Origin of the sequence: Arthrobacter sp. MA-N2 (assembly GCF_000517125.1) — a bacterium.
Taxonomy (GTDB): Bacteria; Actinomycetota; Actinomycetes; order Actinomycetales; family Micrococcaceae; genus Arthrobacter; species Arthrobacter methylotrophus.
In genome coordinates this window covers 154,370-180,161 of record NZ_KI912155.1, presented here as the reverse complement: position 1 = coordinate 180,161, position 25,792 = coordinate 154,370, and the positions used below count along the sequence as shown (strand labels likewise).

Annotated in this window: 22 protein-coding genes, 1 tRNA gene and 1 pseudogene; 13 read left to right on the top strand and 11 right to left on the bottom strand. The window is 63.6% G+C overall.

Annotated features, from left to right (window positions below; translation table 11 throughout):
* The first annotated feature begins 38 nt into the window (after positions 1 to 38).
* The 5 genes from A3M3_RS23425 (at position 39) to A3M3_RS23420 (ending at position 5,574) form a co-directional block, all read left to right on the top strand.
* Positions 39 to 1,517: a hemolysin family protein gene (locus A3M3_RS23425; protein ID WP_081736658.1), complete on the top strand. Its 1,479-nt coding sequence runs from the start codon at positions 39 to 41 to the stop codon at positions 1,515 to 1,517.
* Positions 1,514 to 2,584 (top strand): hemolysin family protein, encoded by a 1,071-nt coding sequence (locus tag A3M3_RS0101185; protein WP_028264784.1) that lies wholly within the window; start codon positions 1,514 to 1,516, stop codon positions 2,582 to 2,584. Before A3M3_RS23425 ends, A3M3_RS0101185 begins: the two co-directional genes overlap by 4 nt.
* A gap of 146 nt (positions 2,585 to 2,730) precedes the next feature.
* Entirely contained in the window at positions 2,731 to 3,684 is a 954-nt protein-coding gene (locus tag A3M3_RS0101180) for a metal ABC transporter solute-binding protein, Zn/Mn family (RefSeq protein ID WP_028264783.1), read from the top strand.
* Positions 3,685 to 3,852: 168 nt separating this feature from the next.
* The gene (locus tag A3M3_RS0101175; RefSeq protein WP_035741178.1) at positions 3,853 to 4,656 is read left to right on the top strand and encodes an ABC transporter ATP-binding protein; all 804 of its coding nucleotides are present in this window, start codon (positions 3,853 to 3,855) and stop codon (positions 4,654 to 4,656) included.
* Complete coding sequence (locus A3M3_RS23420; RefSeq protein WP_051422871.1) at positions 4,657 to 5,574, top strand: metal ABC transporter permease; 918 nt, start codon at positions 4,657 to 4,659, stop codon at positions 5,572 to 5,574.
* Here the strand turns inward: A3M3_RS23420 and A3M3_RS0101165 are convergent.
* Positions 5,571 to 6,053, bottom strand: a complete 483-nt coding sequence (locus A3M3_RS0101165) for a Fur family transcriptional regulator (RefSeq protein WP_028264781.1) — start codon at positions 6,051 to 6,053, stop codon at positions 5,571 to 5,573. The two genes, A3M3_RS23420 and A3M3_RS0101165, sit on opposite strands and share 4 nt — an antisense overlap.
* A 108-nt stretch (positions 6,054 to 6,161) precedes the next feature.
* Between A3M3_RS0101165 and A3M3_RS0101160 the strand changes: the two genes are divergently transcribed.
* Entirely contained in the window at positions 6,162 to 6,818 is a 657-nt protein-coding gene (locus tag A3M3_RS0101160; protein ID WP_028264780.1) for an MBL fold metallo-hydrolase, read from the top strand.
* Positions 6,819 to 6,836: 18 nt separating this feature from the next.
* On the opposite strand, the gene A3M3_RS0101155 is transcribed toward A3M3_RS0101160, so the two are convergent.
* Entirely contained in the window at positions 6,837 to 7,925 is a 1,089-nt protein-coding gene (locus A3M3_RS0101155; RefSeq protein ID WP_028264779.1) for a PLP-dependent cysteine synthase family protein, read from the bottom strand.
* A gap of 115 nt (positions 7,926 to 8,040) precedes the next feature.
* Here A3M3_RS0101155 and A3M3_RS0101150 point away from each other — a divergent pair, with 115 nt between their 5' ends.
* From A3M3_RS0101150 to A3M3_RS0101135, 4 genes and pseudogenes are all read left to right on the top strand, one after another.
* Complete coding sequence (locus A3M3_RS0101150; protein WP_028264778.1) at positions 8,041 to 8,895, top strand: sulfurtransferase; 855 nt, start codon at positions 8,041 to 8,043, stop codon at positions 8,893 to 8,895.
* Positions 8,896 to 8,986: 91 nt separating this feature from the next.
* A complete protein-coding gene (locus A3M3_RS0101145) occupies positions 8,987 to 10,165 on the top strand; it encodes an NAD(P)-dependent alcohol dehydrogenase (RefSeq protein WP_028264777.1) in 1,179 nt (392 codons plus the stop codon).
* Entirely contained in the window at positions 10,162 to 10,590 is a 429-nt protein-coding gene (locus tag A3M3_RS0101140; protein WP_028264776.1) for an HIT family protein, read from the top strand. The genes A3M3_RS0101145 and A3M3_RS0101140 overlap by 4 nt, the downstream gene beginning before the upstream one ends.
* 423 nt (positions 10,591 to 11,013) lie before the next feature.
* Positions 11,014 to 12,277, top strand: a pseudogene (locus tag A3M3_RS0101135) (IS110 family transposase).
* A 127-nt stretch (positions 12,278 to 12,404) separates the two neighbouring features.
* Here A3M3_RS0101135 and hrpA read toward each other — a convergent pair.
* The 3 genes from hrpA to A3M3_RS27795 all read right to left on the bottom strand — a co-directional run bounded on the left by hrpA (position 12,405) and on the right by A3M3_RS27795 (position 17,018).
* On the bottom strand, positions 12,405 to 16,400 hold the full coding sequence (gene hrpA / locus A3M3_RS0101130) for an ATP-dependent RNA helicase HrpA (RefSeq protein WP_028264774.1): 3,996 nt from the start codon (positions 16,398 to 16,400) through the stop codon (positions 12,405 to 12,407).
* A 41-nt stretch (positions 16,401 to 16,441) separates the two neighbouring features.
* Positions 16,442 to 16,672: a hypothetical protein gene (locus A3M3_RS29420; RefSeq protein WP_028264773.1), complete on the bottom strand. Its 231-nt coding sequence runs from the start codon at positions 16,670 to 16,672 to the stop codon at positions 16,442 to 16,444.
* 178 nt (positions 16,673 to 16,850) lie between these two features.
* Positions 16,851 to 17,018, bottom strand: coding sequence for a hypothetical protein (locus A3M3_RS27795; RefSeq protein WP_155854255.1), 168 nt, complete (start codon positions 17,016 to 17,018; stop codon positions 16,851 to 16,853).
* A gap of 81 nt (positions 17,019 to 17,099) precedes the next feature.
* On the opposite strand from A3M3_RS27795, the gene A3M3_RS0101115 reads away from it, so the two are divergent.
* Both A3M3_RS0101115 and A3M3_RS0101110 read left to right on the top strand, forming a co-directional pair.
* The gene (locus tag A3M3_RS0101115; RefSeq protein ID WP_028264772.1) at positions 17,100 to 18,068 is read left to right on the top strand and encodes a GlxA family transcriptional regulator; all 969 of its coding nucleotides are present in this window, start codon (positions 17,100 to 17,102) and stop codon (positions 18,066 to 18,068) included.
* 93 nt (positions 18,069 to 18,161) lie between these two features.
* Complete coding sequence (locus tag A3M3_RS0101110; protein ID WP_028264771.1) at positions 18,162 to 19,136, top strand: IS481 family transposase; 975 nt, start codon at positions 18,162 to 18,164, stop codon at positions 19,134 to 19,136.
* Between the two features lie 35 nt (positions 19,137 to 19,171).
* Here the strand turns inward: A3M3_RS0101110 and A3M3_RS0101105 are convergent, their stop codons facing one another.
* From A3M3_RS0101105 to A3M3_RS0101080, 6 genes are all read right to left on the bottom strand, one after another.
* Positions 19,172 to 19,483, bottom strand: coding sequence for a protealysin inhibitor emfourin (locus tag A3M3_RS0101105; RefSeq protein WP_028264770.1), 312 nt, complete (start codon positions 19,481 to 19,483; stop codon positions 19,172 to 19,174).
* Between the two features lie 32 nt (positions 19,484 to 19,515).
* Positions 19,516 to 20,559, bottom strand: coding sequence for a M4 family metallopeptidase (locus A3M3_RS0101100; protein WP_028264769.1), 1,044 nt, complete (start codon positions 20,557 to 20,559; stop codon positions 19,516 to 19,518).
* Between the two features lie 386 nt (positions 20,560 to 20,945).
* A tRNA-Arg gene (locus A3M3_RS0101095) sits at positions 20,946 to 21,021 on the bottom strand.
* 87 nt (positions 21,022 to 21,108) lie between these two features.
* A complete protein-coding gene (locus A3M3_RS0101090; RefSeq protein ID WP_028264768.1) occupies positions 21,109 to 22,629 on the bottom strand; it encodes an FAD-dependent oxidoreductase in 1,521 nt (506 codons plus the stop codon).
* A complete protein-coding gene (locus tag A3M3_RS0101085; protein WP_028264767.1) occupies positions 22,626 to 23,498 on the bottom strand; it encodes an FAD:protein FMN transferase in 873 nt (290 codons plus the stop codon). Before A3M3_RS0101085 ends, A3M3_RS0101090 begins: the two co-directional genes overlap by 4 nt.
* A gap of 5 nt (positions 23,499 to 23,503) precedes the next feature.
* Positions 23,504 to 23,923: an FMN-binding protein gene (locus tag A3M3_RS0101080; protein ID WP_028264766.1), complete on the bottom strand. Its 420-nt coding sequence runs from the start codon at positions 23,921 to 23,923 to the stop codon at positions 23,504 to 23,506.
* 214 nt (positions 23,924 to 24,137) lie between these two features.
* Here A3M3_RS0101080 and argS point away from each other — a divergent pair, with 214 nt between their 5' ends.
* The gene (argS, locus tag A3M3_RS0101075; RefSeq protein WP_028264765.1) at positions 24,138 to 25,787 is read left to right on the top strand and encodes an arginine--tRNA ligase; all 1,650 of its coding nucleotides are present in this window, start codon (positions 24,138 to 24,140) and stop codon (positions 25,785 to 25,787) included.
* Positions 25,788 to 25,792: the final 5 nt, after the last annotated feature.

The following is a 25,792-nucleotide window of genomic DNA, read 5'->3' as shown; positions in this document are numbered from 1 at the left end:
CTTCCCAAGTTCTCCCCGCCATCCGCCGGTGGTCTCTAGTGGAGTGGCTTCTCCTTCTCTCCGGCGTGCTCCTGATTCTTGGCACGGGCTTCTTTGTCGCCGTCGAGTTTTCCCTCGTGGCACTCGACCAGGCAACAGTCCAAAGAGCCGTCGACGGCGGGGATCCCGCCGCTGCGGCGCTGCTCAAATGCTTGAAGTCCCTTTCCACGCAGCTATCAAGCTGCCAATTGGGGATCACTCTCACTACGTTATTGACCGGCTTCGTGATGGAGCCCTCCGTTGGCAGTTTGCTGCACGGGCCGCTGCTTTGGGCCGGACTGCCCGAGGCTGCCGCGCAGTCCTTGTCGCTCATCCTCGCCATGACATTCGCAACCGTGTTGTCGATGCTGATTGGCGAGCTCGTCCCCAAGAACATGGCCATAGCCTTGGCGTTTCCGTTGGGCAGGGCGTTGGCACGCCCGCAGTTGGTCTTCACGGCCGTCTTCAAACCGGCGATCATGGTGCTCAACGGCTTCTCCAACAGGATGCTCAACCTCGTGGGACTTGAAGCAAAAGAAGAGATCTCGGGCGCCCGCTCGCCATCCGAGCTTGCCTCCCTGGTGCGCCGTTCCGCGGAGCTCGGAACCCTTGATGCCGGTACGGCCAACTTTGTGGCCCGGACCCTGAAATTTTCGGCCCGTACGGCGGCCGATGTCATGACACCGCGTATCCGCGTGGAAACCATCGACGCCGAGCAGCCCGTCTCGGACATTATCGAGGCTGCCCGGCGTACCGGGTATTCACGCTTCCCGATCATCGGCGATTCCGCGGACGACATCCGCGGCGTGGTCCATATCAAAAAGGCCGTATCCGTCCCGTCGGAACGTCGGAGCAGGCTCCAGGCCGGTGCCATCATGTCCGAGGTCCTGAGGGTTCCCGAAACCATCCACCTTGACTCCCTGCTCCTTGAACTTCGCGAGGGCAACCTGCAACTCGCCGTCGTGCTTGATGAATACGGCGGAACCGCCGGGATCGCAACCCTTGAGGACTTGGTGGAGGAAATCGTCGGCGAAGTGGCGGATGAGCACGACAAAGTCCGGCCGGGATTGCTGCAAAGCGCCTCGGGTGACTGGTACTTCCCAGGACTCTTGCGCCCGGACGAGGTGAGCGAGCAGATCCCCGGCCTGACCGTCCCTGATGACCCCGCCTACGAGACCGTGGGTGGTTTTGTCATGAGCCAATTGGGTCGGATCGCGGTCGTGGGCGACATCGTCGAGGCCGGCGGTGGCACCCTTGCCGTCACCCGGATGGACGGCCGTCGGATCGACCGCATTTGCTTCCACCCCACGGCGCCGGAGCCCGACGACGATGCGGATCACGAAAGTGCTGATCCTGGGGGAACTGCGGAGCGCGCATCGACCGGTTGGCAAAGCCGCAAGCAAGCCAGCAAACGGTTAGGCAAGGGCGCCGGCAACTCGGCAGGCGACGCCGTCGGCAACCCGGTAGCCAAAACCGCCCGCAGAGGACGTGCAGCATGAGCGACTGGGCAGGAATCTTGTGGCTCGTGGTGCTGTTGATCGGCAATGCCTTCTTTGTCGGTGCCGAGTTTGCCGTGATGTCCGCGCGCCGCAGCCAGATTGAGCCCTTGGCCCAAGATGGTTCAAAGCGCGCCCAGACCACGTTGCATGCTATGGAAAATGTCTCTTTGATGCTGGCGTGCGCCCAGCTTGGCATTACCGTTTGTTCGCTGCTGATCCTCCTCGTGGCCGAACCTGCGATCCACCATTTGCTGGGTGCGCCGTTGGAAACGCTCGGTGTCCCCGGTAAATTGGCGGACGTCATCGCTTTTGCGGTTGCATTGTTGGCGGTCACGTTCCTCCACGTGACGTTTGGCGAAATGGTCCCCAAGAACATCTCGGTTTCCGTGGCGGACAAGGCGGCATTGCTGCTGGCGCCTCCGCTGGTCCACATCGCGAGGTTCGTGAAGCCGGTTATCTGGACGCTGAACTGGTTGGCCAACCACATTCTGCGCCTAATGAAGATCGAGCCGAAGGATGAGGTGACCTCCTCCTTCACGCTTGAGGAAGTGCAATCGATCGTCCAGGAATCGAGGCGTCACGGACTGGTGGACGACGACGCCGGCCTGCTGAGCGGGGCCTTGGAGTTTTCCGAGCACACCGCGGCGCACGTCATGGTGCCGCTGGACAAGCTCGTGATGATGAAGCCCGGATCCACGCCGCGCGAATTGGAGAAGGCAGTGAGCCGTACGGGCTACTCCCGTTTCCCGGTGTTGGACGACGACGGCGAGTTGACGGGTTATCTGCACATCAAGGACGTGCTTTCCATCCCGGAGGAAGGACGCCGCTATCCGATTGCGGAAAGCCGGATCCGTTCCCTCGTGAACCTTGCGCCGGAGGACGAGATTGAAGATGCCATGTCCGTCATGCAGCGGACCGGCTCGCATCTTGGCCGGGTTGTGGGCCCGGGTGGCGCGACCCTCGGGGTGTTGTTCCTGGAGGACGTCATCGAGCAGCTCGTTGGCGAGATCCGGGATGCCACCCAAGCCAGGGGGATCCGGCGCTTTGGCGGATCGGGATCCGCGTAGCTGACTGCCCGCCCGGGTAGCTGACTGCCGGCCCTCGAAAGGGGCCGGCAGGAGGCCCCCAGAATCCTAAATAGGAATCATTCCCATTTAGGGATACACTCGTTGAGTTCCCTGTTGTGTTTGATTCGGTAGATCCGAGGTTTCCCGTGCGTCACGCTGCCGCCCGCTTTTCCCTTGCCACAGTGCCTTCCGCATGCGCGGCAGTTGCCGTCCTGCTAGCCGGCTGCGCCGCACCTGCCGGGACGGCGCCGTCGTCGCCCTCCGGGGTGATTGACGTGGTCGCCTCCACCAGCGTTTACGGCGATATCGCCAAGAGCGTCGGCGGAGACAAGGTGTCCGTGACGTCCATCATCAGCAAGACGAGCCAGGATCCGCACTCCTACGAGGCAAGCACCCAGGACAAGCTGGCCATATCCAAGGCCGGACTGGTGATTGACAACGGCGCAGGTTACGACGATTTCTTCAGCAAGCTGAGTGAAGACAGCAAGCTCTCCGCTGACAAAATCATCACTGCCGTCAACGTGTCCGGACTCCTTCCGACGGCTGGCTCGGGCGCTTCCGCCAAGGTGCCCGAAGGGTTCAACGAGCATGTCTGGTATGACTTCGACGCCATGGGCAAGGTAGCCGATACTGTGGCTGCGAAGCTCGGGAGCCTGGACTCCGCCGAGGCGAAGACCTTCACTGCCAACGCGGACAAGTTCAAGTCTTCCCTGACCGCGCTCAAGACCAAGTTGGCTCAGATCAAGTCTTCCAAGGGCTCCGCTCCAGTAGCTGTCACCGAACCGGTACCGGGCTATCTGCTCGACGCTGCCGGCCTGGAAAACAAAACTCCTGAAGCTTTTAGTCATGCCATCGAGGTCGGCTCGGACGTTCCACCGGCGGCAGTCAAGGAAACGAGTGACTTGCTGACTTCGAAGTCCGTTCGGTTCTTGGCCTACAACGAGCAGACGTCCAGTCCGGAGACGGAAAAGCTGAAGGCTGCGGCAGCCACGGCCGGAGTTCCGGTGGTCGCTTTCACCGAAACGCTTCCGGAAGGCAAGGACTACCTCGCCTGGATGACGGACAACGTCAACAACGTTGCCGCCGCACTCAACAAGTAAACGGCATTTGGCAAGATTGTCAGCTGGTGGGCCCCGCAGTCGTCCTAAGATGTACAGGGCGGCTGGGGGGCCTTATGCGTTCCAAGTGCAGGGTGCTATTCATGTGCAAGTCAACAGCAACACAGCTTTGCAAAACCCACGGATCGAGGATTCTTTTTGACACCGGTAGTGAGCCTTCGCGGTGCGGGCCTTCAATTTGGCCAGCGGGCCCTCTGGAAGGACCTCGATGTGGACATCCAGGCGGGTGAGTTCTTTGCCGTGCTCGGTCCCAACGGCAGTGGCAAGACCAGTTTCCTCAAGGTCCTCCTCGGTTTGCAGCGGCTCCACTCGGGGACAGTGACTGTGGGCGGGCAGCCCGTGCAACGAGGCAGCCGAAAGATCGGTTACATTCCGCAGCAGAAGTCGTTTTCTTCGGACATACCCCTGCGGGCCAGGGACCTGGTAGCCCTCGGCGTCGACGGCCACCGCTGGGGCCTGCGGATCAATGCCAAAGCCGTCAATGACCGCGTCGATGCTCTCCTGGAGCTGGTGGGGGCGAGCGACTACGCCCGCGTGCCGCTTGGCCAGTTGTCCGGCGGAGAGCAACAGCGGCTCCGTGTTGCCCAGGCGTTGGCCGCCGAACCCGAACTCTTGCTATGTGACGAACCGCTGCTGTCTTTGGACCTGCGCCACCAGCAGGCGGTCAGCTCCCTCATCAATCAGCAATGCCACGAGCGGAACAGCGCAGTGGTGTTCGTGACCCATGAAATCAACCCCGTCATCGACTACGTGGACCGTGTCCTCTATCTCGCAGGCGGTAGGTTCCGGGTTGGAACACCACAGGAGGTCATGACGACCGAAGTCCTCTCGGAGCTGTACAACAGCAATGTGGAAGTCATCCGCGCGAACGGCAGGATCGTCGTCGTAGGGCTTCCCGACGCCACTACCCACTATCACGATGACGCGTACGCCGGCGTGGAGGAGGGCCACTAAATGGATCTCGGCAGCATCCTGCACACCATCTTCAACTTTGAAAACTACGGCGAACTGCTGGCTCTTGTGCAGAATTCCCTGTGGGCCGGAGCCGTCCTTGGCCTCCTCGGCGGGCTCGTCGGCACCTTTGTCATGAAAAGGGATCTCGCTTTCGCGGTGCACGGCATCTCGGAGCTGTCCTTCGCCGGTGCCTCTTTCGCCTTGCTGATCGGCGCGGACATCATTTTCGGTTCGCTCGCAGGATCCGTTGCGGCCGCATTGCTGCTCGGACTCATGGGTGCCAAGGCGCGGGAAAAGAACTCAATCATTGGCGTCATCATGCCGTTCGGGCTGGGCCTTGGCATCTTGTTCCTGGCCCTCTACCAAGGCCGGGCGGCCAACAAGTTCGGTCTCCTGACCGGTCAGATCGTGTCCGTTGACACGGTGCAGCTCCAAGCCCTCGTGGGCACAGCCGTGGTGGTCATGATCGCCTTGGCCGCCATGTGGCGTCCGCTCAGCTTTGCCAGCGTCGACCCGGAGATGGCGGAGGCCAGGGGAGTTCCTGTCCGTGGCTTGGCCATTGCCTTCATGGTGTTGCTTGGCGTGAGCGTCGCCTTGTCCATCCAGATCGTTGGCGCACTCCTGGTGCTGGCGCTCCTGATCACCCCGGCCGCGGCCGCCCTGCGGGTGACCACGTCGCCGCGGCTCGTGGTCTTGTTGAGCGTGCTTTTTGCCATCACGGCGACGGTGGGTGGCATCCTCCTGGCGCTCGGCAGCAGGATTCCCATCAGCCCGTACGTCACCACGTTGTCATTCCTGATCTATGTGGTGTGCCGGATCATCGGCAACATACGCGCCAAACAGGGAATCAACGGCAGGGTGGTCCGTCCCCACGCCGCCACCGGTCAAGCAATGGAAGACCGGACGGTAGCCGGCTAGAGCTCGCCCGCAGCTTTCTTTGCAGTGCACTCGGGACAGAGTCCGAAAATTTCCACGGTGTGCGCCACCTCGGTGTAGCCGTTTTCGGCCGCTACCCGAGCGGCCCACGTCTCGACCGCCGGGGCCTCCACCTCGACGGCTTTGCCGCAATTGCGGCACAGCAAGTGATGGTGGTGGCCGGTCACCGCACAGCGGCGGTAGACGGCTTCACCGTCGGAATTGCGAAGGACGTCGATGAGCCCGTCGTCGGCAAGCGACTGCAGAATGCGGTAGGCAGTCGCCAGGGACACCGAAACGCCCTTGTTCTGGAGCAGCCTGTACAACTCCTGGGTACTCACGAAATCGTCCAGTTCATCCAAGGCCGCGCTGACGGCCAGGCGCTGCTTGGTGACCCGCTGCTCCTTGATCGCAGGATCCTTCGCGGCCGGGAGCGGCTGGGGTGCGGGCCCGGACGTGGCGGCAGTGGCGCCGTGTGACATTCGTGGCCTCATTTCGATGTGGATGTTCGCAAGCACCAAGATTACCAGCCGGGACGCTTAACGACCGGTTCGTGGACACCGCAGGAGGCTCGGTCCTAGGCTGGCTGCATGAAGCTCACCAAGTTCACCCATGCGTGCGTCCGCCTGCAAAAGGACAACCGGGTCCTCGTGATCGACCCCGGCACTTTTTCCGAGTCCGGAGAAGCCCTGGCAGGCGCCCACGCGGTCCTGATCACCCACGAGCACGCAGACCACGTGGACGTAGACGCCGTCATCGAAGCGTTGCGGGGAAACCCAGGACTGCAGGTGCACGCACCCGCGGGCGTCGCGGCCCAGCTGGCCGCGAAGGCGGGCGACGACGGCAGCCGGGTGCACGCCGTCGAACCCGGCATTTCCTTTGAAGCGGGCGGCTTCGCGATACGGTCTTTCGGAGGGCAGCATGCCCTCATCCACGCGCAGATTCCAGTGGTGGCCAACATCGGCTACCTCGTGGACGAAAATGTTTTCCACCCCGGGGATTCCTTTGTTGTCCCGGATGGCATTGACGTCAAGACCCTCCTCGTTCCGATTCACGCGCCGTGGTCGAAGGTGGGTGAGGTGGTTGACTTCGTGATCGCGGTCCGGGCACCCAAGGCCTATCCGGTGCACGATGGCTTGCTCAACGAATTCGGACGCGGTTTGGTGGAAGGCCACGTGACCCGGATTGGTGCGAAGTACGGGACGAGCTATGCGCGGTTGTCGCCACGGGAATCCGTGGAGGTCTAGCTCAGTCCGCCCGGTCTTCTACCTGTTGCTTGGCCACGTGCCTGTCTCGAAGAAATCGGCCAGGATGGCCTCGTAAGGGGCAGGGTCCAAGCCACGCTCGGCAATCCAGTCCGGGTTGTAGTAGCTTCCCGCGTAGCGATCGCCGGCGTCGCACATGAGCGACACAATGCTGCCGCGCTTTCCTTGGGCCATCATGTCTGAAAGCAACTGGTAGACGCCCCACAGGTTGGTTCCCGTTGAGGGCCCTGCGTGCAAGCCGGCCAGCGGGCGCAAGTGACGCATGGCGGCCACCGATGCGGCATCGGGAACCTGGATCATGGTGTCGATGACAGCCGGGACAAAGCTGGGCTCCATCCGCGGGCGTCCGATGCCTTCGATCCTGGACGGCATGCCCGTCGAGTAGTCCGATACGCCGTCGCGCCAACCGGGATAGAAGGCGGAATTTTCGGGATCGACCACGGCCAGCCGTGTGTTGTGGCAGCGGTAGCGCAGATACCTGCCGATGGTTGCACTGGTCCCGCCGGTGCCGGCGCCCACCACGATCCATTCGGGTATCGGATGCTCTTCGAGGGCGAGTTGCTCAAAAATCGATTCCGCGATGTTGTTGTTGCCCCGCCAATCGGTAGCGCGCTCGGCGAAGGTGAATTGGTCCATGTAGTAACCGCCGGACGTGCGGGCAACCTCCTCCGCCACGGCGTAGACCTCGGAGGCGTGGTCCACCAGCAGGCAGGCGCCCCCGAACTCTTCGATGAGGGCGATTTTTTCCGGGCTGGTGGTACGGGTCATGACGGCGATGAATGGAAGTCCGATCAACCTGGCGAAGTATGCCTCCGAGACTGCGGTGCTGCCGCTCGAAGCCTCCACAATGGTGGTCCCTTCCGTGATCCAGCCGTTGACCAGGCCATAAAGGAAGAGTGAGCGGGCCAGGCGATGTTTGAGGCTGCCTGAGCGGTGTGTGGACTCGTCCTTGAGATAGAGCTGGACGCCCCAGTGCTCGGGGAGCGGCACGGCATAGAGGTGCGTGTCCGCCGAACGGTTGTTCTCGGCTTCGATCCGTCGGATTGCCTCGCTGGCCCATGCTCGGTCCTGCTTGCGTAGAGTGCTCACCGATTCAGCCTACCGGCGTTGCCTTCGGCCAAGGATAGGCTGGTAGCCGCTTGGCGGGTGCACGGCAGCTGCCTCGAAGTCGTTTGGTAGACCACAGCAAAACGAAGGAGATTCGATGGCCACCCTCATTGACGTAGCTGCGCTCAAGGACCGCATGGATGCGGGCAAGCGAACCGTGTTGCTCGATGTTCGGTGGGTGTTGGGCGATCCGCACGGCCATTCGCACTTCCGTCAGGCGCATATCCCCGGTGCGGTCTATGTGGACTTGCATCAAGAGCTTGCCGATCCTTCAGCCGAGGGCCAGGGCAGGCACCCTTTGCCGCCCACCGCCGCCCTGCAGCGAAGCGCGCGTGCTTGGGGGATCAACGACGGCGATACCGTGGTTGCGTACGACGACACCGGGAGCACTGCGGCGGCGCGGTTGTGGTGGCTGCTCCGGGACGCCGGTTTCCCTTCCGTCTTCCTGCTTGACGGCGGGTTGGGCGCCTGGCGCGCGGCCGGCCTCCCCCTGGCGCAGGACGAGCAACCACCGGTTCCGGGCGACGTCGTGCTTGGTCACGGCCACATGGATGTCATCACCCTGGACGAGGCGGCGGACTGGCACAAGTACGGAATTCTTCTCGATGCCCGGGCCGGGGAGCGATACCGCGGCGAAATCGAACCTATCGATCCGCGCGCTGGACACATTCCGGGCGCTTTGAGCGCTCCTACTGCGGACAACCTCGGACCGGACGGAACGTTCCTTCGTGCAGCCCAGCTCCGCAACCGATTTGCAGCCCTGGGTATCGGCGAGGGCAGCAAGGTAGCGGTCTACTGCGGCTCCGGCGTTACGGCTGCCCACGAAATCGCCGCCCTCGAAATTGCCGGGTTCAGGGCGGCACTGTTCCCGGGTTCCTTTTCGCAATGGTCTTCGCTGGACTCCAATCCCGTGGTCACCGGAGCTGCGCCCCTGGGCACTCCGGGTCAGTGAGACTTGGCTGGAGTGGGTCTCATCTGGAGTGAAGGCGGCGCCTGGCTGCGCGGAGTGGCAAATAATCATCCCGCAGGGGTAGCGTCGAAGCATGACTCCCGGACGCCCCGTTCCCCCGCCCCTTGGCAAGCCGCTCCTCCCGATTGACGAAGCAGCCGATACCATCCCCTCGCCAGCACCGGCGGGCGGCGTCCCGACCCTCGTGGCCGCATACGGCGCCACGTCCGCGGTCAGCGGCCTTGTCCCGCTGACGGTTGCCCGCCGCGTTCCCAAGGAAGACGACGTCGAGATCGAGATCGATTTTTGTGGACTATGCCACTCCGATGTCCATGCGACACGCGGCGAATGGGGGGCCCAGAGCTATCCGTTGGTCCCCGGCCACGAAATCGTGGGCCGCGTGCGCAGCGTGGGTTCCGCCGTCGACGACTTCGCCCCGGGCGACCTGGTGGGCGTCGGCTGCATGGTGGATTCGTGCCGTGAGTGCGAAAGCTGCCTCGATGGCCTGGAGCAGTATTGCGAACGCGGAAACGTGGGCACCTACGGCGTCAAGGATCCCCGGAACGGTGACTCCATTACCCAGGGCGGGTACTCCACCTCGGTGGTGGTTGACCGCCGCTTCGTGCTGCGCGTGCCCGAAGGCCTTGACCCGGCCGCAGTGGCGCCATTGCTCTGCGCGGGTATCACCACCTACTCGCCGCTGCGCTACTTCGATGTCGAGGAAGGGGACGTGGTGGGCGTCGTCGGACTCGGGGGACTGGGCCACATGGCCGTCAAGATTGCGAAGGCGATGGGCGCGCACGTGGTGGTCTTCACGACGACGAATGCCAAGATCGAGGCAGCGAGGGAACTCGGCGCGGATGAGGTGATCCTCTCGAGGGACCCCGAAGCCATGGAGAACGCCAACCGCACCATCGACGTCATCATCGATACCGTTGCGGCGCCCCACGACTTGAATCCGTATTTTCGCACCTTGCGCCTTGACGGCGCACTCTTCCAGTTGGGGCTGCCTTCCGCGGCGATGCCCCCCGTCAGCCCGGGTGCGCTGATCCGGCGCCGGCTCGCTTACGCGGGATCATTGATCGGCGGCATTGCCGAGACCCAGGAGATGCTGGATTTCTGTGCCGAGCATGGCGTGGTCAGCGACATCGAAATGGTCACCGCCCGGCAACTCGACGAGGCCTACGACCGCATGGTTGCGGGTGACGTGAAATACCGGTTCGTCCTCGACACCAAGACCCTTCAGACCCCTTCGGAAAAGGCAGACGCATGAGCACCCTGTTTACCAAGATCATCAACGGCGAGATCCCTGGACGTTTTGTCTGGAAGGATGACGACGTGGTGGCGTTCCTGACCATCGCTCCGCTCACCCAGGGACACGCCTTGGTGGTACCCCGCCAGGAGGTGGACCGTTGGACGGACGTCGCCCCCGAGCTTCTCAACAAAGTCATGGCCGTTGCGCAGACAATCGGCCAAGCCCAAGTGAAGGCGTTCGGTGCACCGAGGGCAGGCCTTTCCGTGGTGGGCTTCGAAGTGGAGCACTTCCACGTGCACGTGTTCCCGGCTACCTCCCTGGCCGATTTCGACTTCGGAACCGTTGACCACCACCCGGACCCCGCAATCATGGATGCCAGCGGTGTGAAGCTCCGTGCCGCGCTCCGTGCCGCCGGGCACGGGGAGTTCGTTCCAGCGGACTGAGCCACGACGCCCGATCACCTTTTCGCCCTTTCCCCAAACGCTCGCTCAGCTATGGTGGAAAACCCCGAAACCCTCTTGCACATCCTGTGCAGGAGGGTTTCGCTCGCGACCCTCATAAGTGCAGGAGGGCTGAAAGAATGACCGCGAAAGGTGAGCGAGCGTCGGTGCCCGCAGGCACATCCGCGGGGGCGGCGGAATGAGGCGGGCGGTCGACGTCGACACCTCACCAACGGTCCAAACGCCCGTTACCTTTTTCGTAGCCCTTTCCTGGTGCAGGATATGGGTGTGTTGGCCTGCCGTCCCGGCATGATTGTGACGCTCTGTCGATGCATGATCCTGAGCGTGTTGTCACCGGGGCTTGGCAGGTGCCAGGGAGACCGCTAATAGGGGCAGGACAGTTTGGGATCGTCGTGCGTAACGTGGATGCCGGGCCCTGACACCGCTGACGGGCCGGCACTGGAGGATGACCCGCGACTGGAGGTGCCAGGTGATCAGAAACCACGAAACCGTTGACGTTTTCATTGGCTTGGACGTCGGCAAGGGCGAACACCACGCCGTTGCCTTGGACCGGGCCGGGAAGAAGCTGCTGGACCGGGCATTGCCCAATGACGAGGCCCGGATCCGTGAGATCCTGGCCGAGTTTCAAGGCCACGGACAGGCGTTGCTGGTCGTCGATCAGCCCGCGACGATCGGGGCGCTCCCGGTGGCCGTGGCCCAGGCCGCCGGCATGCCCGTCGGTTACCTGCCGGGCCTGGCGATGCGGCGGATCGCGGATCTGCACCCGGGAGAGGCGAAGACCGATGCCCGGGACGCGTTCATCATCGCCGACGCCGCACGCACCATGCCCCACGCCCTGCGCTCGGTCCAACTCGCCGACACCCAGCTCGCCGAGCTGAGCATGCTCTGCGGTTTCGACGATGACCTGGCCAAACAGATCACTGCGACTTCCAACCGGATCCGCGGTCTGCTCACCCAGATCCACCCGGCACTGGAGCGTGTTCTTGGCCCGCGCCTGGACCACCCTGCCGTGCTGGACCTGCTGCGGACCTGGCCCACCCCGGAGGCCTTGCGTCATGCCGGCCGGCGCCGGATCGGGAACCGGCTGGGAAAGCTCGCGCCCCGGATGGGCGAACGCCTCGCCGATGAGATCATCGAGGCCCTGGGCAAGCAAACCGTGGTCGTGGTCGGCACGAACGCCGCCACGATCGTGCTGCCCCAGCTCGCGGGCATGCTCGCCGCGTTCCACGAAGCCCGCGCTACCGTTTATGCCCAGGTCGAAGCCCTCGTGGAGGCCCACCCTCTTCACCACGTCCTGACGTCACTGCCGGCGGTCGGCGTCAGGACAGCAGCACGGATCCTCACCGAAGTCGTCGGGAAAGACTTCGCCTCAGCGGCGCACCTGGCATCCTACGCAGGCCTGACACCGGTGACCTGGCGATCCGGGACCTCCATCCGTGCCGACCGCGCCTCCCGGAAAGGCAACAAAGTCCTCAAACGCGCCCTCTACCTCTCCGCCTTCGCCGCACTGAAAGACCCGCTCTCGCGCGCCTACTACGACCGCAAACGAGCCGAAGGAAAACGACACAACCAAGCCCTCATCGCCCTCGCCAGACGCCGCTGCGACACCCTCTACGCCATGCTCCGAGACGGAACCCTCTACCAAGCACGAACACCCACAGCAGCTTGACAAAAAACATAGGGGCCCGCTCAGCTTTTTCGCCCTTTCCCCAAACGCCCGCTCAGCTATGGTGGAAAACCCCGAAACCCTCTTGCACATCTTGTGCAGGAGGGGGCGTCGTAAGCGCTGGTACCGGCTAGGCCGGCGCCAGCGCTTGGTTGAGCACCGTCCGGATGCGCTTTTCCGAGACCGAGTAGGCTGTGCCGAGCTCGACCGCGAAGAGGCTCACCCGGAGTTCCTCGATCATCCAGCGCACCCGTGTTAACTCGGCGCCTGCCCGGCGGCCAGGCAGCAGCGCGGAGACTGCGTCGTCGTAGTCGTCTTCCAAAGCCTGCACAACGGACATGTTCAACGCATCCCGCTGGACGTTGTTCGGGAGCTTTTCGAGGCGCTTCTCGATTCCGCTCAGATACCGAGGCAATTGACTCAGCTGTGCGTAGCCCGTTTGTGCCACAAAACCCGGGAACACAAGTTGCCCCAACTGGCTCTTCATGTCATTGAGGGCACTGACCAAGGCGAGGCTCGTGCTTCCCTTGAGTTGCTTCTCGATCCGCCGGGCGCTCCCCAAAACGCGTTCGACGACGGCCGTCACCGTGAAGACGGTGTCGATCAGTTCCGCACGGACCACCTCGTACAGCGCATCGAACGCTTCCTTGTCCCAAGGAAGGTCGGCCGGGGTCAGCTTGTCGACTGCCGCCAGGACGCAGTCCGTGATCAAGGCGCTCACAGAGCCATGAGGGTTCTGGCTGAAGGTTAACTTCTCCGTATTGTTCAAGTGTTCCAGGACGTAGCGGTCCGGGGCGGGAACCCGGAGCGCCAGCAGCCGGATGACGCCGCCGCGCATGGCTGACTCTTGCTCCGCACGGGTCTGGAAAACCTGCAAAGCAACAGATTTTCCCTCGTCGACGAGGGCGGGGAAACCCGTGACATCGTGCCCCTTCACGGTGCGGGTCACTTGGCGTTCAAGAGCGCCGAAAGTCCACGCTGTGAGGCCGGACTGCTCGGACAGGAAACCGGCGCCCTGTTGGGTCCCTCTGACACTGCCGTTTCCCCCGCGGGAGCCTGGACCGCCGGACGCAGGAGCGCTGGTGCCCTGAGGACCCTTGGCGCGTGCTGTCGTCGCGGGTGTGGCGCCGAGGGATTCGGCGATCGCCCGGCGGGTAGCCGGCGCGAGTTGTTCCTGGAGCGCAGCGAGGTCCTTGCCTTCGTCCAGCACCTTGCCGCGGCTGTCCACTACCTTGAAGCTGACGCGCAGGTGCGCCGGAACGGCGTCCCAATTCCACGATCCTGGAGGAATGATGTGCCCCCGGATACGGCGCAGCACGAGTTCGAGCGAGGCCTCAAGATCGTCCGAGGCAGGATCGAAGTCGGTTTCCAAGGCGGCGGCCGCTTGCCGGGCCACATCCGGGGCCGGGACGAAGTTCTTGCGGATGTGCTTGGGCAGCGATTTGATCAGCGCCGTGACGAGTTCCACCCGCTGGCCGGGGATCTGCCATCGGAAGGGAGCATCGTCGAGCTGGTTGAGGAACAGCACGGGAACCTCGGCTGTGACACCGTCCGAGGGATTGGGCGGCGAGCCGGGAGCCACGGGATGGAACTCGTAGCTCAGGGGGAGCTCAAAGCCCTTGTGCAGCCAGGTTTTAGGATAGGCAGAATCATCCAAGGTCTCGGCGTCCTCGCTGATGAGCAGCGATTGGTCGAAGTCCAACAAGGTGGGGTTCTGCTGGCGGGTTTCCTTCCACCATTTGTCGAAGTGGCGTTCGGAGACCACATCCTCGCCGATTCTGGCGTCGTAGAACTCGAAGAGGGTGTGGTCATCCACCAGGATGTCGCGGCGGCGCATGCGAGTCTCGAGTTCCTCGATCTCATGCAGCAGGGCGCGGTTGCGGTGGAAGAATTTGTGGTGGGTCTTCCAGTCGCCCTCAACGAGCGCATGCCTGATGAAGAGTTCGCGGGAGAGCTCGGGGTCGATCCTGCCGTAGTTGATGCGGCGGTTCGGGATGATGGGCACCCCGTAGAGCATGACCTTTTCGTGCGCCATGACCGAGCCCGTCCGGGCGGACCAATGAGGTTCGCTATAGGAGCGCTTCACTAAGTCCGGTGCTACTTGTTCGGCCCACAAGGGATCGAACTTCGCCGCGACCCGGGCCCACAGCCGGCTTGTTTCCACCAATTCCGCGGCCATGACAAAGGCCGGCGACTTCTTGAACAATGCCGAGCCCGGGAAGATGGCGAAACGGCTGCCGCGTGCTCCGGCGTATTCGCGCTTGCGTTCATCCAGCATGCCGATGTGGCTCAGCAGTCCCGAGAGCAGGCTGATGTGGATTCCCTCGTTGTTGCCGACAGGGTCGGCTTCGCGCTTGTTGTCGATAGTGATGCCCAGCGGCTTGGCGAGCTGGCGCAATTGCTGGAAGAGGTCCTGCCATTCGCGGACGCGCAGATAGTTGATGAACTCGTTCCTGCACAGCCGGCGGAATTGCGTGGAGGAGAGTTCCTGCTGCTTTTCCTGGATGTAGTTCCACAGGTTCAGGAATCCGGTGAAGTCCGAGTTCTCGTCCCGGAAACGTGCGTGCTTCTCCGCCGCAAGCTGCTGCTTATCGCTCGGGCGCTCTCTCGGATCCTGGATAGTCAAAGCCGCCGCGAGGATCATGACTTCCTTGACGCAGCCGCGCTTTCCGGCCTCCACAATCATCCTGCCAAGCCGAGGGTCCACCGGGAGCTGGGCCAACTTCTGCCCGACGGCGGTCAGGCCGCCCGCCGTGCGCTCGTTGCCCCGGTCTCCGGTGGGGGGAACCCCGCCGTTGCCCGTGCGCGCAGGGCTTAAGGCGCCGAGTTCGCGCAGCAGGGTGACGCCGTCGTTGATGGCACGGGAGTCCGGTGGCTCAACGAACGGAAAGTTCTCGATGTCCTTGGGGCTGCGGGCCACGCCCATGGCCGTCATCTGCAAGATGACGGCGGCAAGGTTTGTTCTCAGGATCTCCGGATCAGTGAACTGGGGGCGGGAATCGAAGTCCTCCTCGGAATAGAGCCTGATGGCGATGCCTTCGGAGACGCGGCCGCAACGGCCCGAGCGTTGGCTCGCCGAAGCCTGCGAAACACGCTCGATCGGCAGGCGTTGCACCTTCGTCCGGTGCGAGTAGCGCGAGATGCGGGCTGTACCTGTGTCGATGACGTACTTGATGCCGGGCACCGTCAAGGAGGTCTCCGCGACGTTCGTGGCAAGGATGATCCGCCGCTTGCCGCCCGGGTTGAAGACCCTGTGCTGCTCCTGCAGGCTCAACCGGGCAAACAGCGGCAGCACTTCGGTGCCCGCAAGCCTGCGGTTGGCTTGGATCCGGCCGTTCAGGGCTTCCGCAGCGTCGCGGATCTCGCGCTCGCCGGAGAAGAAGACCAGGATGTCGCCGGGGGCTTCCTGGGCGAGTTCATCGACGGCGTCGCACACGGCGTCGAGGGGGTCGCGGTCTTCCTCGAGTTCGTCGTCGGACGCGTCCGCATCGTCACCGTCGACCGGGCCCCAGGCCGGTTGGGACAGAGGACGATAACGGATTTCCACCGGGTAGGTGCGCCCTGAAACCTCGATGATCGGCGCTGGCTCCTCCTCGCTGCCGAAGTGCTTCGCGAAACGCTGGGGGTCGATCGTGGCGGACGTGATGATGACCTTCAGGTCCGGTCTTTGCGGCAGAATCCGTTTGAGATAGCCCAGGATGAAGTCGATGTTAAGGCTTCGTTCGTGTGCCTCGTCGATGATGATGGTGCTGTACTTGCGCAGCAGCTTGTCCCGCTGGATTTCGGCGAGCAGGATGCCATCGGTCATGAGCTTGATCTTGGTGGCCCTGCTGACCTCGCCGGTGAAGCGGACCTGGAAGCCCACTTCCTGCCCGATCTCCACGCCCATCTCGAAGGCGATGCGTTCTGCAACGGTGCGGGCAGCGAGGCGGCGCGGCTGGGTGTGGCCAATCAGGCCCTTGTCCCCGAGGCCGAGTTCCAGGCACATTTTGGGGATCTGGGTGGTTTTGCCGGAACCTGTTTCGCCGGCGATGATGGTCACCTGGTTTGCGGCGATGGCCGCCATCAGGTCCTCGCGGCGCTCGGAGACCGGCAGCTCTGCGGGGTAGGAAATATGAAGTGTCATGGCTGCTGACAGTCTACTGTGGCGGCGCGTCGCCTTGCAGTTTATGGCGCCCGGCGGCTTTGCCCAGCCGGCTCGGCATTGCTCGGAAGGGTGGTGACCGCCGCCTTGAGCATCGCGAACTTCGGGCGGAGGCGTGCGGGCACCACCTGCTCGAGCTTGGCCAGCGCGCGAACCGAGGCTTCTCCGATACCGGCAACTGGGCCCGCCGTCACGGAGTCCGGTCCTAGCGCGACGGCGAGGGAGTTGGGCTCCGGCGCCCGGTTGGTATCCACCGGCTATGCCGGGCAATGCGTGGACGGGATATCCGCAGGTTGCGGAGTTTATCGATGCCGGACCTGCAGCAAGGACAGCAACTGCAGCAGCCTGGCGAACGTCTGGATCTTGGGATCGAATCCAGCGCACCATGCGGACAAAAGTCGTCCCTGTGGAGGGCTGGTCCGGCCCGGATGCCTAGAAAGCCCGCAGCGTCCAGCAGGCGTTGCTTGGCAGTTCCGGTGCGGTCCAAGGCTCGGAATGGTCTTGGTAAGAGTGGCCGCGCCCGTTCCGAACGACTGCTGAGACGGAAGCGGCGATGTTGGCGATGAGGATGATGAAGGCTAAGACTCCGATGAATTCCATGACTCCATCGTGTTCCCGAGACGGATCACAAAACAGTGGCAGTAATGACCCATTTAGACAATTTTCTGCCACACTGGAACTATGTTGAAAACGGTAGCAATCATTGTTGTTCCTAACTTCTCGATCTTCGAGTTCGGGACCGCTTGCGAGGTCTTCGGCATTGATCGCTCGGACCGGGGGAGTGGCGTTCCTGGCTTTGACTTCAGGGTGTGCACTCCCGACCCGGGAGACGTGAAGATGAAATCCGGCTTGTCGATGCATGTCGGAGTTGGGCTGGAGGCCGCGGCCGATGCCGACCTAGTCATCATGGCGCCGTACGGCAGAGACGAGGAGGTACCGGATTCAGTGCTGGAGGCGCTGAGGGCGGCGCATGCGCGCGGGGCGTGGGTCATGTCTATTTGTTCCGGCGCTTACGCCCTTGCCCGGGCGGGGTTGTTGGATGGGCGCCGCTGCACTACGCACTGGCACTACTCACAGGATCTGGCGGGCAGGTACCCGGAGGTGCACGTGGATGAAAACGTGCTCTACGTCCAGGACGGGAGGATCATCACGAGCGCGGGAACAGCTGCTGGCATTGACGCTTGCCTGCACTTGGTCCGTGTGGAGTTGGGCGCCAACGTGGCAGCAGCCATTGCCCGCGACATGGTGGTTCCGCCGCACCGGGACGGCGGACAGGCCCAGTTCATCGACCGGCCCATGCCCACGTGTGGTTCTGCGCCCATGGAGGCGCTGTTGCGCTGGATGGTGGAGAATCTCGATCGGGACCACAGCGTCAACGAACTGGCGGCCAGGCTCCACATGTCCGCCCGGACCTTCGCTCGACGTTTCCGGGCTGAAACGGGCGCCACACCGGCCGCCTGGCTCAACTCGCAGCGGGTTCTCAGGGCACAGGAACTCCTGGAAGCCACAGAGCTGAACATCGACGAGGTTGCACGTGTTGCAGGGTTCGGGCATTCAGTGTTGCTGCGGCACCACTTTGCCAAGGTCTTGGACACGAGCCCGCAGTCGTACAGGAGGGCCTTCCGGGGCCAGTTGGCCGAAGCCAGCTAGATGTACTGAGTCAGGACGTTGGTTACATCGTGAATAGGTGAAGACCTCTTAGGTTGGTGGTTACCACACACAGCCAACGACTAAGAGGTCTTCATGTCCCACCGTAATGCCCGCCTGACTCCCAACGGTAGGCGGATCATCATCGAGCGCGTCCTCGCCGGCCGTCCAGTGGCCCATGTGGCCAAGGAAATGGGCATCTCGAGGACCTGCGCGCACCGTTGGATCAGCAGGTACCGGACCCACGGCTGGGACGGACTCGAGGACCGCAGCTCTCGTCCCAGGTCGTGCCCCCACGCCACCTCAGCGAAAGTCGTTGCCGATGTCCTTATCCAGCGCGTGGAACGCCGTGAAGGGCCAACGGGCCTGGCCTTGCGCTGCGGCACGAGCGCCAGGACGGTCTCCCGGATTTTGGCCAGGGCGGCCATGCCCAGGTTGTGGGACCTGGACCCGGTGACCGGGGAACGGATTCGGGCTTCCCGGGCCACCGACCGCCGCTACGAACGAGACGCTCCCGGCGACATGATCCACATCGACGTCAAGAAACTAGGCAGGATCCCGGACGGCGGGGGCTGGCGGGCCGACCCGTCCCAAAGCCCGGCCAACCACCGCTCCTCAGACCAGAAGCTTGGTTTTGACTACGTCCATGTCGCCGTGGATGACTACACCCGCTTCGCCTACGCCGAGGTCCTGCCGGATGAGAAAGGCCCTACCTGCGCCGGATTCCTCACCCGGGCCGCGACGGCCATGGCAGCCCAGGGAGCACCGGTGAAACGGGTCATGACTGACAACGCATTTGCCTACCGGCTCTCCCGCGACTTCCAGGAGGCGCTGGCCGCACTGGGGGCGAAGCACATCCTGATCAAACCCCGCCACCCCTGGCAAAACGGCAAAGCCGAACGCTTCAACCGAACCCTGCAGGAAGGCTGGGCCTACCGGCAACCCTTCACGTCCAACCAAGCGCGCACGGATGCTCTGCAGCCATGGCTAAACTTCTACAACAACCACCGGCCACACGGCAGCCTCGGAGGCAAACCACCCATCAGCAGGTGCAACCAACCTACTGGCTGAGTACAGCTAGACGCCACGAGCCCGACGAAAACGCGCTAGCGGTGAAGGGTCTCCCGGCCCTCCGCCTTGGCATTCTCGACGAGGGTGTGCCACGGCCCGGTCACGGCGGTCTCCGGCAGCGTGGCCCGGTGCTGGCCTGCGCGGATCGAATACATGAAGCGATCGGCTTCCCCAAGCCCCCGCGTGGTTGGCTGATCGCCTGCCTGCCTGCGGGACGACACCTGGTCCCACGGGCACGCCTCGACGATCGGCATCCAGCGCTGCCTGTCTTCGGAGCTGGCGGCATTCACGGTCCAGACGCGTGTGATCGCGGCGACGCCGCCGCTGCGCTGGACGGTGATCTTCATGTTCGCGGCTTCCACTGCTCCGGAGGGTGTAGCTAGAGCTTTACCTTCACAGTTTCCCACGCCTTCCGGACGGCGTCATGCTCGGGTGAATCCGCGCCGAACAGCTCCGTCGCCGACGCCAATGTGGCCTTTGCGAAGCGCCCGAAGGTACAGGTGGCGGGTAGGGAGCCGTTTGTCAGCGTGTTGTACCAGATGTGTCCCGGCGCCTCCCATGCATTGCCTCCCAGCTCCAAAGCAACCAGGGCGAAAGCCCGGTTGGGGATGCCCGAGTTGATGTGGACGCCGCCGTTGTCCGCCGTGGTGCGGACATACTTGTCCATGGAGTCCGGTTGCGGATCCTTGCCGAGCACGTCATCGTCATACGCGCTCCCCGGGGCTTTCATTGACCTGAGGGCGGCGCCCTGAACGGCGTCGGTGAACAATCCCTCGCCGATCAGCCAGCTGGCCTCGGCGGCGGATTGCTTCTTTGCGTGCTGCTCCACCAGGACGCCGAAGACGTCGGACATGGACTCGTTGAGTGCGCCCGCCTGGTTCCGGTAGGCGAGGGCCGCGGTGTACTGGGTGACACCGTGTGCCAGTTCGTGCCCGATGACGCTGAGTGATTTCGTGAACCTTTGGAAGATCTGGCCGTCGCCGTCTCCAAAGACCATTTGGCTGCCATTCCAGAAGGCGTTGTCGTAGAGCTCGCCGTAGTGCACGGTGGCATCGAGCCTCAAGCCGGCGCCGTTGATCGAGTTGCGGCTGAACGCTTCTGCGTAGAGCGCGTGGGTCTCTCCCAGAGCGTCGTACGCTTCATCCACGGCTGGGTCGCCCGTCGCTGGACCGTTCTCCCTCCGGACGGGTTTGCCGGGCAGGACCTCGGTGGAACCGGTGTCGTAAATGGTCCGCTTGGGCGGTCCCGGCTTGGCCTGGCGCGCTGTTGGCGCGGGAACGGGAATCGGCAGCGCACGGACCGCCTGGAGGGACTTGATGTGCAGCAGGGATTCCTTGGCCGCACGTGCGATGATCCGCAAGCGGGGCTCTTTGTGGGCCGCCAGCCTGCGCAGCATGTAGGGCGGAACGATGGAACAGATCATGGCGAACCCCTTAGTGCCGGGTGGACTTTGACCGGGTACGAACAGCTTAGGAGCGGCCACCGACTTTTTGGCCGGCAGGACGGGGCATGTCCGCGATCACGACGACGGCGAGGTCCATGACAAGATCCAGGTCGACGATCCATGGACGCCGTCGGATTTTGCTGGATCATTCTCTTCGCCGAGGTTGCCGGTCCCGTGAGTCTGTGAGTCCGAGGGACCGGAATCTGTCCATTCGAATGATTGAGCAGAATCCGACATCCGAGCGAAGACGATCCCAGGGCGCTCATGACGCGCCCGGGATTTACACACGTTTTGTCTTAAACCCCGGCAACGCGGCCAGGCAAGTAAAAACCCCGCCAGTTCAAGGAACTGGCGGGGTTTTTCTGTGGTGCCCTCGATAGGATTCGAACCTACGGCCTTCTGCTCCGGAGGCAGACGCTCTATCCCCTGAGCTACGAGGGCATCCCGGGGATCCCATCCGTTGCCGGAGGGACGTCCACGAGCTTAGCAGGTCACCGCGCCGCAATGGAAAACGGACGTGGCGCGCCGTCAATAGCCGGCAAATGCGTCCACATGGATTCGTCGGGCTCCGGCACGGTGGGCGGCAGCGCGGAGGGCGTCCACGTTTGCCGGAGACCCGGAGACATACACGTCCCGGACCGCGATATCGGGCACGAGTTCTCGCAGGGAGTCGCCATCGATGCGGCTCCGCCCGGCGTCGTGCATGAACGACGGCGGCGGGGAACCGTCCGAAAGTCGCGCGATGACCCGTGCGCCGGAGGCCGCCAGAACATCGCTTCCGGCAAGCTCGGCGGCGCTCGGCGCGAGATAGAGCACCACGATGTCCCGTCGTTCCGGGTCGAGCGATGCCAACTGGGACAAGAAGGGCGTGATCCCGATTCCCGCCGCGATGAGCAGCAGGGGTTTGCCGGCGTCGGGCGGTAAGACAAAGTCGCCGCCCACAGCGGTGCCACGAACGCACTCGCCGGGCTCAAGCGCGAGCAACGCACGCTTCGCCGCCGAGTGCGGCTCCGCCGTGCCGACGCCGAACGTCAGCTCGGGCGCGCCCGGTGCGCTGGTCATGCTGAAGACCCGCCGCCGCCCTTTCCCGTCTGAGCGGGAGTGCGGGAGGTTCAGTTCCATGAACTGCCCCGGGAGGAAACGAACGGGCCGGTGCGGCTCGAAGCGGAATTCGGTAGTGAAGGGCGTCAGGGGACGCGAACCCTTGAACGTCAGCATGATCCCGCCCCGTTGTCCCACGAGGAACGCGAGGAGGTTCCCGATGAGCAGCGCAAGCTCAGGCGAATTGGCGACGCCGCCGAGGCTGAACGGCACCGCGAAGAACACGCCGACGACGACGGCCAGCGCCACCTGCTGCCAACGACGGGGAGGCAAAGTGAGGGGTTCCGTGAGCATGAAGCCGACGAAGAACAAGAGCGGCTGCTGCGAGATCGGCTGCCACAGGGCCGGTCCGGCGGCCATGCCGCTCCGCAGGAGTATCGTGCCCACAATGGACACCGCCCCCACGAGGAAAGTACCGGCCATGAGCATCTTCAGCGTCCTGTAGAGCACCAGCAGGACCCCGGGAGCCAGGAGCCACAGCATGGCCGGGGTGGCTGCCCACCACGTGGCGATGTTCAAGCCCGTGAGACCGGCGACGAAGGCGCCGGCAGCGGCGGGATTGAAGATGTGCCGGCCACGGAAGGCGAGCACGAATTTGGAGAATGATGCCACGACACACGCTAAGGCGACCCCGGCGAGATGGGTTAGCTGGACCGCGGGAGTGAGCTCCGTCGGCCAGAACAGGAAGTACAACAGGAGGCCGGTGATCAGCGATGACTCCGAATGAGGCCGGACCCTGAACAGCATGGCTGCGAGCCGGCCGGACGCGTATGTCAATCCCAAGCACAAAACGAGGTGGACCAGCATTTCGGGCAGCCCGAAGGTCAGCCAGCCGAGGACATCCAGCACCATGCTGTACACGACAAGCACCGACAGGACCCAGAGGATCAGCCGGTACATCGTAAAATGGCCGAGCCAGGCATCCACTCGCGATTTCACGGCGATCATGCGAACAACGTCCCTTCGAAGCCGGTCGAAAAGACGGCATGTCCGTCCGAATAGACCTTGAGCCAGGAGAACTCGAATTCTTCCTCGAGTACCTTCGGATCCACCATGAAGAGCGCCGTGGCCAAGGCATCGGCTTCCATCGCAGTGGCAGCCATGGTCCACGTGGCCACCACCGTCTCGATCGGACGCCCGGTAGCGCCGTCGAGGACATGGTGCAGGCCGTCGCCCCATGCACGCCTGTTGGCCGCGGAAGCGCACAGCGCACCGTCGTGGAGGTCGACGACGCCGATCGCCTGGGTGGGGTCGTAGGGGTGTTCGAGGGCCACGCGCAGTGGTTCCATTCCGGAATGGAACATGTCGCCGCTCGCATCGACGAGGAACTCCGCGATTCCGCTCGAACGCAGGACTTCGGTCGTGAGGTCAACCAGTTGGCCTTTGCCGGCGGCGCCGATGTCCAATACCAAGGGAACGGAAGTGGTGACCTGTGTCCCGTTCCACTCCAGGACGTCTTCCCAACGCGGCGCGGGCACCGGATCGCCGAGAGCTTGCAAAGCATAGCCAGGGCCGTAGCCCAACTGCTCAAGGCTTCCGCCGATGAGTGGCGTCACGGCGCCGCTGCTCAGGCGGTACAACTTCCGGAACAGCGCTTCAAGCCCGGACGCCCCTGATGGGAGGGTGGCCGTTCCGGCTTCCCGGGCAAGGCCGGCGACCACGGAGTCGGCGCGGAAGCGCGAATAGTTTCGATCGTAGTCCTCCACGACCTCCCGCAGGCTGCGTCGGACCGCGTTGCCGAGCGGCTCCGGCGTCGAAATCTCCCATCGGGTCCCGATACCGTCGAAGCTGAAACCGCTCCAGTCCTGGTGCGGCATGGCGGCTATTTGGCCTCGGCCTTAATGGTTTCCACGGCCTTGTTGAATCCTTCGCTGGTCAGGGAGGAGCCAGCTACTTTTGAGACGTTGATCTCGTCCAGTTTCTTGCCGACCACCTGCGCGGCGATGCCGTTCTTGAACTCGCCCTGGAACTCCTTGGTGTTCGGGTTGTTGGCATGGACCGTGATGTCAACCGCGGAAACAGCGCTACCGGCCAAGGTCAGCTGGACGCCCACGGTTTCACCGCCGTTGGGCGATATATAGTCACCATCCGCACTGTATGTCCCGTCCTTGTATGGGCCGGATATCGTCGAAGTCTTTTGCGGAGTGCTGCCTTGGGCCGACGGGGCACAGGCGGCCACCGAACTGGCCAAGGAAAGGCCGGCGGCGCCCACCAGAAGGCTCTTGCGGAGTGGCGTAGTCATGGTTCTGCTCGTTTCAACTGGACTCGAAAGGGGTCAAGGCAAATTGGGCCGGTGGCCGATCACACCTTTGACGTCGATTTCAGCCTATCGGTTCAATCTGGGAGCTCTAGCGGCTCAAGCTGAGCGCCCGCTGGGTGCGCGCTGATGCCCGCGTGTACGCATTACTAAGCACCGGAATTCCACCACTTGCAAGCCCCACCGGTAGGCTAGACGGGTGACTCCCGAAGAACTCTCTGCCGCCATATCCGCTTGCTTGAAAGACGCTGTCGCCGCCGGCGAGCTTGCGCTTTCTGAATCTGCCCTCCCCGAGGACGTGCGCGTGGAGCGACCCAAGAACCGGGAGCACGGCGACTGGGCCACGAACATTGCCTTGCAGTTGGCCAAGCATGCCGGGACCAATCCCCGTCAATTCGCAGCGATCCTCAGCAATCGCCTCGAGGCGATCGACGGCGTCACCGCCGTGGACATCGCGGGCCCGGGCTTCCTTAACATCACCGTGGACGCCGCCGCCGCCGGCGCACTCGCCAAGGTCATCGTCGAGGCCGGACGTTCCTATGGAACCAACCAGACGCTCGCAGGCCACGTGGTCAACATGGAGTTCGTATCTGCCAATCCCACGGGACCGCTGCACATCGGCCACACGCGCTGGGCTGCCCTGGGCGACTCCATCGCCCGCGTGCTCCGCGCCTCCGGTGCGGACGTCACCGCGGAGTATTACATCAACGACGCCGGCTCGCAGATGAATGTTTTTGCGAACTCGGTGCTGTCCCGACTGCACGGGCGCGGTGTTCCGGAGGGAGGCTACCCCGGCGAGTACATCCGGGATCTCGGCGACGAGGTCCTCAACGCCCACCCGGCAATCCGCGAGCTGACCGACGCGGCAGCGCTGCCGGTGATCCGCGCGGCCGCCTATCAGGCCCAGATGAAGGACATCAAGGACACCCTGGCCGGGTTCGGCGTGGCTTTCGATGTCTTCTTCTCCGAGCAGGAACTGCACGACGCCGGCGCGATCGAATCCGCGGTGGCCCGCCTCCGGGAGCAGGGCCACGTGTTCGACGACGGCGGAGCGGTCTGGCTGCGCACCACGGACTTCGGCGATGACAAGGATCGCGTGATGATCCGGGCCAACGGCGAACCCACGTATTTCGCAGCCGACGCCGCCTACTATCTGTCCAAGAAGGACCGCGGCTTCACCGAGAAGATTTACCTGCTCGGGGCTGACCACCACGGCTACATCAACCGGCTCAAGGCCATTGCCGCGTGTGCGGGCGATGACCCCGAGGTGAACATCGAGGTCCTGATCGGCCAGTTGGTGTCGGTCAACGGTGCCAAGCTGTCCAAGCGTGCCGGCAACATCATCGAGCTCAAGGACCTGATCGAGTGGTTGGGGAAGGACGCTGTGCGCTACTCGCTGGCGCGCTTCCCCGCCGATTCGCCGTTGACCCTGGATCCGGAGCTGCTGAAGAAGAACAGCAACGAAAACCCGGTGTTCTATGTGCAGTATGCGCACGCCCGGTCCCGCGGAACCGCGCGCAATGCAATCGAGGCAGGCGTGGACCACAGCGCTTTTGACGCTTCGCTGCTGGACCATGCCACCGAGAACGAGCTGCTGTCCTATCTGGGCAGCTACCCGTCCATCGTGGCAAAGGCGGCGGAACTTCGCGAACCGCACCGTGTGGCCCGCCACCTTGAGGTCATCGCCGGTGCTTACCACCGCTGGTACGACGCTTGCCGTGTGTCGCCGCTGGGGGAGGAACCCGTGCAGGACGTCAACCGCACGCGATTGTGGCTCAACGACGCCACGAGCCAGGTGCTGGCAAACGGACTCGAGCTCCTCGGCGTCTCAGCCCCGGAACGGATGTGACGTGG

What these genes read in the sequence shown, in the direction of transcription:
- A3M3_RS0101140 (WP_028264776.1), top strand. Translation starts at nt 10,162, where the DNA reads ATGAGCACCCTGTTTACCAAGATCATCAACGGCGAGATCCCTGGACGT.
- A3M3_RS0101115 (WP_028264772.1), top strand. Translation starts at nt 17,100, where the DNA reads ATGTTGAAAACGGTAGCAATCATTGTTGTTCCTAACTTCTCGATCTTC.
- A3M3_RS23420 (WP_051422871.1), top strand. Translation starts at nt 4,657, where the DNA reads ATGGATCTCGGCAGCATCCTGCACACCATCTTCAACTTTGAAAACTAC.
- A3M3_RS0101105 (WP_028264770.1), bottom strand. Translation starts at nt 19,483, where the DNA reads ATGAAGATCACCGTCCAGCGCAGCGGCGGCGTCGCCGCGATCACACGC.
- A3M3_RS0101150 (WP_028264778.1), top strand. Translation starts at nt 8,041, where the DNA reads ATGGCCACCCTCATTGACGTAGCTGCGCTCAAGGACCGCATGGATGCG.
- hrpA (WP_028264774.1), bottom strand. Translation starts at nt 16,400, where the DNA reads ATGACACTTCATATTTCCTACCCCGCAGAGCTGCCGGTCTCCGAGCGC.
- A3M3_RS0101165 (WP_028264781.1), bottom strand. Translation starts at nt 6,053, where the DNA reads ATGTCACACGGCGCCACTGCCGCCACGTCCGGGCCCGCACCCCAGCCG.
- A3M3_RS0101085 (WP_028264767.1), bottom strand. Translation starts at nt 23,498, where the DNA reads ATGCCGCACCAGGACTGGAGCGGTTTCAGCTTCGACGGTATCGGGACC.
- A3M3_RS27795 (WP_155854255.1), bottom strand. Translation starts at nt 17,018, where the DNA reads ATGGAATTCATCGGAGTCTTAGCCTTCATCATCCTCATCGCCAACATC.
- A3M3_RS0101090 (WP_028264768.1), bottom strand. Translation starts at nt 22,629, where the DNA reads ATGATCGCCGTGAAATCGCGAGTGGATGCCTGGCTCGGCCATTTTACG.
- A3M3_RS0101145 (WP_028264777.1), top strand. Translation starts at nt 8,987, where the DNA reads ATGACTCCCGGACGCCCCGTTCCCCCGCCCCTTGGCAAGCCGCTCCTC.
- A3M3_RS0101110 (WP_028264771.1), top strand. Translation starts at nt 18,162, where the DNA reads ATGTCCCACCGTAATGCCCGCCTGACTCCCAACGGTAGGCGGATCATC.
- A3M3_RS0101080 (WP_028264766.1), bottom strand. Translation starts at nt 23,923, where the DNA reads ATGACTACGCCACTCCGCAAGAGCCTTCTGGTGGGCGCCGCCGGCCTT.
- A3M3_RS0101100 (WP_028264769.1), bottom strand. Translation starts at nt 20,559, where the DNA reads ATGATCTGTTCCATCGTTCCGCCCTACATGCTGCGCAGGCTGGCGGCC.
- A3M3_RS0101160 (WP_028264780.1), top strand. Translation starts at nt 6,162, where the DNA reads ATGAAGCTCACCAAGTTCACCCATGCGTGCGTCCGCCTGCAAAAGGAC.
- A3M3_RS0101185 (WP_028264784.1), top strand. Translation starts at nt 1,514, where the DNA reads ATGAGCGACTGGGCAGGAATCTTGTGGCTCGTGGTGCTGTTGATCGGC.